The organism is Pseudomonas donghuensis (assembly GCF_000259195.1).
GTDB classification, from domain to species: domain Bacteria; phylum Pseudomonadota; class Gammaproteobacteria; order Pseudomonadales; family Pseudomonadaceae; genus Aquipseudomonas; species Aquipseudomonas donghuensis.
The window spans coordinates 157473-163329 of the sequence record NZ_JH650769.1 but is presented as its reverse complement, the minus strand read 5'-3'; the positions used below and the strand labels follow the sequence as shown (position 1 = coordinate 163329).

Below are 5857 nucleotides of genomic sequence, written 5' to 3'. Positions count from 1 at the left end.
CTGGTTTGCCAGCGATGGGGCCGGTACAGTCTGCACATCTGGGATGGCCTGGATGACGAGCGCGAAGCGGTCGCAATCCAGGCGATGCTGGCGTATTTTCGATTGCCCAGTCCAAGAATCCGCTCATGATGCCCGCCCAACCGTTCCACCCCTGCCAGGCCCTCGCCGACCTTTTGTTGCCGCACTTGCCTGGGGACAACGGCGATGGCTCCCACGACCTGGCCCACATCCACCGGGTCTGGACCAACGCCCGAACCCTCCAGGCCAAGGAGGGCGGCGACCTGCAGATCCTGTTGGCCGCCGCCTTGCTGCACGATTGCGTTGCGGTCGAAAAAAATTCCCCGCTACGCGCCAAGGCGTCGACGCTGTCCGCAGACAGGGCTACAACGCTGTTGGCCGAACTCGGCTGGCCTGCCGAGCGCATCAGCGCCGTGGCCCACGCCATCGCCACCCACAGTTTTTCTGCCGGCTTGCAGCCTGAAACCCTTGAGGCAAAAATTCTTCAGGACAGTGACCGCCTGGACGCCATCGGCATGGTCGGCGTGGCCCGTTGTTTTTACGTCGGCGGGCGCATGGGCTCTGCGCTATACGACTTCAACAACCCCACCGCGGCAGGGCGTGATTACCAGGATCGCCAGTTCAGCCTCGAACATTTCCATACCAAGCTGCTGAAACTGGCCTCGGGTTTTCAGACCGGGGAGGGCGCACGCCTGGCCGCCGAGCGGCATCGGCGCCTGGAGCTGTTCGTTGAAGGCTTCATGGACGAGATTGCCGGCCCTCAAGAGTGATGCGGGCAGCGGTGGATTCGTGCATTCTCGGCTGCCGAACAATCTGAGCGAGAGCCACCGATGATCACCTGCTACCTGCGCTACGTCCTCGATCCCTACAAACTCGCCGAGTTCGAGCATTACGGCAAACTCTGGATACCGCTGGTGGAGCGCTTCGGCGGCCAGCACCACGGCTACTTCCTGCCCTCCGAAGGCGCCAACAATATCGCCCTGGCGATGTTCAGCTTTCCAAGCCTTGCCGAGTACGAACGCTACCGCCAGGACTCGATGAACGACCCTGAGTGCCTGGCCGCCTTCCAGTACGCCCAGGACACCCGGTGCATCATTAGCTATGAGCGCTCGTTTTTCCGTCCGGTATTCGGTCAGGACTGATGAGCACGCTTTTTGATCTTGAGCTGTTCGTGCGCGTGGCCGACGAGGGCAGTTTGTCTGCTGCCGCGCGCAGCCTGGACATCACCCCGGCGGCCGCCAGCCTTGCGCTCAAGCGTCTGGAAACGCGCCTGCAGGTCCGCCTGTTTGCCCGTTCCACCCGCCAGCAACGGCTGACCGACGAAGGCCGTCGTTACCTCGACAGCGTGCGCCTGGCCCTCGGGGCCCTGGCTGAGGGAGAGCAGGCCCTGCGCGAACAGTCCCTGGCGATGGGCGGCCTGTTGCAACTGGCGGCACCGTCGGATTTTGGTCGCAGTGTGCTGCTGGCCTGGCTGGACGAGTTCAAGCGCGAGTTCCCGCGGGTGCAGCTGCAGTTGCTGCTCAATGACCAGGCCAGTGACCTGTACCGCGAACCGGTCGACGTCGCCTTGCGCTTTGGCGTGCCTGCCGACTCCGACATGGTCGCCTTGCCGATTCTGCTCGATCACCACCGTGTTGCCTGTGCCAGCCCCGAGTATCTGGCCCGCCATGGCACACCTTCGACGCCCCAGGACCTGGCCCGCCATCAGTGCGTGATCTATCAGCGCAACGGGCGACCTTACGACCTGTGGCGTTTTGCGCGCGGCAGTGAAGTGAGCGAAGTACGGGTGCAGGGCGAGTATCGCTGCGACGACGGTGAGGTCGCCCGGCGCTGGGCCCTGGCCGGGCATGGTGTGGCGTACAAGGCCTGGCTGGACGTGGCCGCGGACGTCGAAGCCGGGCGCCTGCTGCCGCTGCTGGGCGAGTGGCAGGGCGAGCACGTTCCGGTGTACCTGATGTGCCCGCATCGGGCGCAGGTGACCGAGCGGGTCAAAGCGCTGCAGGCCTTTTTGCAAACACATTCAGCCAGGCTGAAGCGACCAGCAGCAACGCCAACAGTTGATTGAAGCGCCGCAATCGCGCACTACCGACGCCCAACAGGGCGTGGGCATGCACGACCCTAACCCGTTTGCGCGACGGGGGTTTAGAGCAATTGTGCGCTCGGCTCACATCGGCAACGGGCGGTTGTCGATAACCCGCTTCATCACCAGGGTCGAGGTCAGGCGCTGGACATTGGGCAGTGCCGACAGCTGCTCATCGTACAGCTGCTGAAAGGCGGGAAGGTCGCGGCTGACCACCTGCAGCAGGTAGTCCGGATCACCAAACAGCCGCTGCGCCTCGACGATCTGGGGTATCTCCTGCAGCGCCGCTTCAAAGGCGCTCACCGCCTGGCGATCACCTTCGCGCAAGGTCACGAACACCATCGCCGAGAAGTTCAGCCCCAGGGCTCCCGGTGCCAGTTGCGCGCGGTAGCCCTGGATCACCCCGGATTGCTCCAGGGCACGCAGCCGACGGTGGCAGGGCGACAGGCTCAAACCCACCCGGTCGGCCAGTTCGGTCACCGACAGGCGTCCGTCGTTTTGCAGTTCAGCAAGAATCTTGCGGTCAATCCTGTCCATTGAGAAGAACCTTTCTCCAGGGGCGGTCAAGGCTGGAATATTCGAAAGATAATCCTACCAGCTTTTCTCTAATCTCCCTCCCAACTCCACATCCGGACTGAGAGAGCACGATGCAGACAACAAACTTCCAGGCGCAGCCCCAGGCGGTGCAGCCATGACCTTGAACATGCTGGCCGCTTTCTGGGCGGTATCCTTGTTGTTCGTGATCACCCCGGGCGTGGACTGGGCTTATGCCATTTCTGCCGGTATGCGCGGCCGGGTGGTGGTGCCTGCCGTGACCGGGCTGTTGCTCGGGCACCTGGCGGCAACCCTGGTGGTCGCCGCCGGGGTTGGCGGGCTGGTGGCGAGCAACCCCATGGCCCTGACGCTGCTGACGGTGGCGGGGTCGGCTTACCTGCTGTGGCTGGGCGTGAACATGCTCATCCATCCTTCGGTACCACAAGCCGGGCAGGCACAGGCGTCGGCCTCCTGGGCACGCTGGACACTCAAAGGCGCTTGCGTCAGCGGTTTGAACCCCAAGGTGTTTCTGCTGTTTCTGGCCTTGTTGCCACAATTTACCGACGCCATGGCCGCTTGGCCTGTGCCGGTACAGGTCATCACCCTGGGCCTGGTCCATGCCTTCAGTTGCGCGGTGGTCTATCTGTTGGTGGGCTTTGGCTCGCAGGCGGTGCTGCAGGCGCGGCCCACGGCGGCGAAAGTGGTCAGCCGGGTGTCGGGGCTGGCGATGATCCTGATTGCCGCGGTTTTGCTCGTCGAACAGTGGCTCGGCCACCTGCGAATGCTCTGAATTTGACCGCTGATCAAGGGAAAAGCGCTTTTGCTCTTTCGACTTGGGACAAGGGAAGGCACAATGCGTGTCCTTTTTTTGGCCGGCCTGGCCGGGGGCCTCGAAATGATCAAAACGCCGTACTACCTCATCGATAAAACCAAGCTGTTGCGCAACATGGAAAAAATCGCCTACGTGCGCGAGCAGTCCGGGGCCAAGGCCCTGCTGGCACTCAAGTGCTTCGCCACCTGGTCGGTGTTCGACCTGATGCAGCAGTACATGGACGGCACTACTTCGTCGTCGCTGTACGAGCTCAAGCTCGGCCGCCAGAAGTTCGCCGGCGAGACCCACGCCTACAGCGTGGCCTGGGCCGACGATGAAATCGAAGAGATGCTCGACAACTGCGACAAGATCATCTTCAACTCCATCGGCCAGCTGCAACGCTTTGCCGATGCCTCTGAAGGCAAGGTCCGCGGCCTGCGCGTCAACCCGCAGGTGAGCAGCTCCGACTACCTGCTGGCCGACCCGGCGCGCCCGTTCAGCCGCCTGGGCGAGTGGGACCCGGTGAAGGTCGAAGAAGTCATCGAGAAGATCTCCGGCTTCATGTTCCACAACAACTGCGAGAACAGCGACTTCGACCTGTTCGACCAGATGCTCGGGACCATCGAAGAGCGCTTCGGCCACCTGCTGTACAAGGTCGAGTGGGTCAGCCTCGGCGGCGGCATCCACTTCACCGGGGAAGGCTATGCACTCGACGCCTTCTGCGCGCGCCTGAAAGCGTTCTCCGAGAAGTACGGCGTGCAGGTTTACCTGGAGCCGGGCGAAGCGGCGATCACCCAGAGCGCCTCGCTGGAAGTGACCGTGCTCGACACCCTCTACAACGGCAAGCACCTGGCCGTGGTCGACAGCTCGATCGAAGCGCACATGCTCGACCTGCTGATCTACCGCCTGAACGCCAAGCTGGCGCCAAGCGAGGGCGAACACACCTACATGGTATGCGGCAAATCCTGCCTTGCCGGGGACATTTTCGGCGAATACCAATTCGATCGTCCGCTGGCCATCGGCGATCGGCTGTCGTTTGTTGACGCAGCAGGTTACACCATGGTCAAGAAAAACTGGTTCAACGGCTTGAAAATGCCGTCCATCGTAGTGAAACAACTCGACGGTAGTGTCGAGCTGGTTCGTGAATTCGGGTTCGAAGACTACTTGTCCAGCCTGTCGTAAGCTGGCAGTAAAGGAGAGAAAGAGAAATTGAAGAAGAACGTTCTTATCATTGGTGCAGGAGGTGTCGCCAAGGTGGTGGCCCACAAGTGCGCGCAGCACAACGACGAACTCGGTCGTATTGCTATCGCGTCGCGCAACATCTCCAAATGCCAGGCCATCATCGACAGCGTCAAGGCCAAGGGTAGCCTTAAGCAACCTGCAGAGATCAAGGCCTTCTCGTTGAATGCGCTGGACGTCGAAGCGACCAAAGCGCTGATCCGCGAAACCGAATCGCAAATCGTCATCAACGTCGGTTCCGCTTTCCTCAACATGTCGGTGCTGCGTGCCTGCATCGATACCGGCGTGGCCTACCTGGACACCGCCATTCACGAAGAACCGGGCAAGATCTGCGAGACGCCGCCCTGGTATGGCAACTACGAGTGGAAACACCTCGAGGAATGCCAACAAAAGAACGTTACCGCCATTCTTGGCGTGGGCTTCGATCCGGGCGTGGTCAACGCCTATGCGGCCCTGGCCAAGCAACAGTATTTCGACAGCATTGATTCGATCGACATTCTCGACGTCAATGCCGGATCCCATGGCAAGTACTTTGCCACCAACTTCGACCCGGAAATCAACTTCCGCGAGTTCACCGGGCAGGTGTGGAGCTGGCAGAACAGCCAGTGGACCAGCAACACCATGTTCGAAGTCAAACGTACCGACGACCTGCCGGTAGTCGGTTCGCAGAACCTGTACCTGACCGGCCATGACGAAGTGCACTCGCTGTCGAAGAACCTCGACGTGCCGAACGTGCGTTTCTGGATGAGCTTCGGCGAGCACTACATCAACGTCTTCACCGTGCTGAAGAACCTTGGCCTGCTTTCCGAGCAACCGGTCAAGACCGCCGAAGGCCTGGAAGTGGTGCCGCTTAAAGTGGTCAAGGCCGTGCTGCCCGATCCTGCCTCGCTGGCGCCGGGTTACACCGGCAAGACCTGCATCGGCGACCTGGTCAAAGGCACCAAGGACGGCCAGCCGCGCGAAGTGTTCATCTACAACGTAGCTGATCACGAGGAGGCCTACGCCGAAACCGATAGCCAGGGCATTTCCTACACCGCAGGCGTGCCGCCAGTCGCCGCAGCGCTGCTGGTTGCCCGTGGCGAGTGGGACGTGCAGCGCATGGTCAACGTCGAGGAGCTGCCTGCCGAGCCGTTCCTCAAGGCGCTGGACGTGATGGGCTTGCCGACTCGGGTTAA

General features: G+C 61.7%; 6 protein-coding genes and 2 pseudogenes. 6 read left to right on the top strand and 2 right to left on the bottom strand.

Annotated elements, in window-relative coordinates:
* Positions 1-128 precede the first annotated feature (128 nt).
* The 3 genes and pseudogenes from UW3_RS0117705 to UW3_RS0117695 form a co-directional block, all read left to right on the top strand.
* Positions 129-788, top strand: coding sequence for an HD domain-containing protein (locus tag UW3_RS0117705; protein WP_026001386.1), 660 nt, complete (start codon positions 129-131; stop codon positions 786-788).
* 60 nt (positions 789-848) lie between these two features.
* The gene (locus UW3_RS0117700) at positions 849-1160 is read left to right on the top strand and encodes an NIPSNAP family protein (RefSeq protein WP_010224063.1); all 312 of its coding nucleotides are present in this window, start codon (positions 849-851) and stop codon (positions 1158-1160) included.
* Positions 1160-2056 (top strand): annotated as a pseudogene (locus tag UW3_RS0117695) (LysR family transcriptional regulator); the annotation flags it as partial. The gene UW3_RS0117700 and the pseudogene UW3_RS0117695, both read left to right, overlap by 1 nt.
* Here UW3_RS0117695 and UW3_RS30290 read toward each other — a convergent pair.
* Positions 2007-2120: pseudogene (locus UW3_RS30290) on the bottom strand (hypothetical protein); the annotation flags it as partial. The pseudogenes UW3_RS0117695 and UW3_RS30290 overlap by 50 nt on opposite strands.
* A 62-nt stretch (positions 2121-2182) precedes the next feature.
* Positions 2183-2635: an Lrp/AsnC family transcriptional regulator gene (locus UW3_RS0117690; protein WP_010224061.1), complete on the bottom strand. Its 453-nt coding sequence runs from the start codon at positions 2633-2635 to the stop codon at positions 2183-2185.
* Positions 2636-2789: 154 nt separating this feature from the next.
* Here UW3_RS0117690 and UW3_RS0117685 point away from each other — a divergent pair, with 154 nt between their 5' ends.
* The 3 genes from UW3_RS0117685 to UW3_RS27225 all read left to right on the top strand — a co-directional run.
* Positions 2790-3422 (top strand): LysE family translocator, encoded by a 633-nt coding sequence (locus tag UW3_RS0117685; protein WP_010224059.1) that lies wholly within the window; start codon positions 2790-2792, stop codon positions 3420-3422.
* Positions 3423-3527: 105 nt separating this feature from the next.
* Positions 3528-4625: a carboxynorspermidine decarboxylase gene (nspC, locus tag UW3_RS0117680; protein WP_010224056.1), complete on the top strand. Its 1098-nt coding sequence runs from the start codon at positions 3528-3530 to the stop codon at positions 4623-4625.
* A gap of 27 nt (positions 4626-4652) precedes the next feature.
* The coding region (locus UW3_RS27225; protein WP_010224054.1) for a saccharopine dehydrogenase family protein at positions 4653-5857 on the top strand (1205 nt) is incomplete at its 3' end.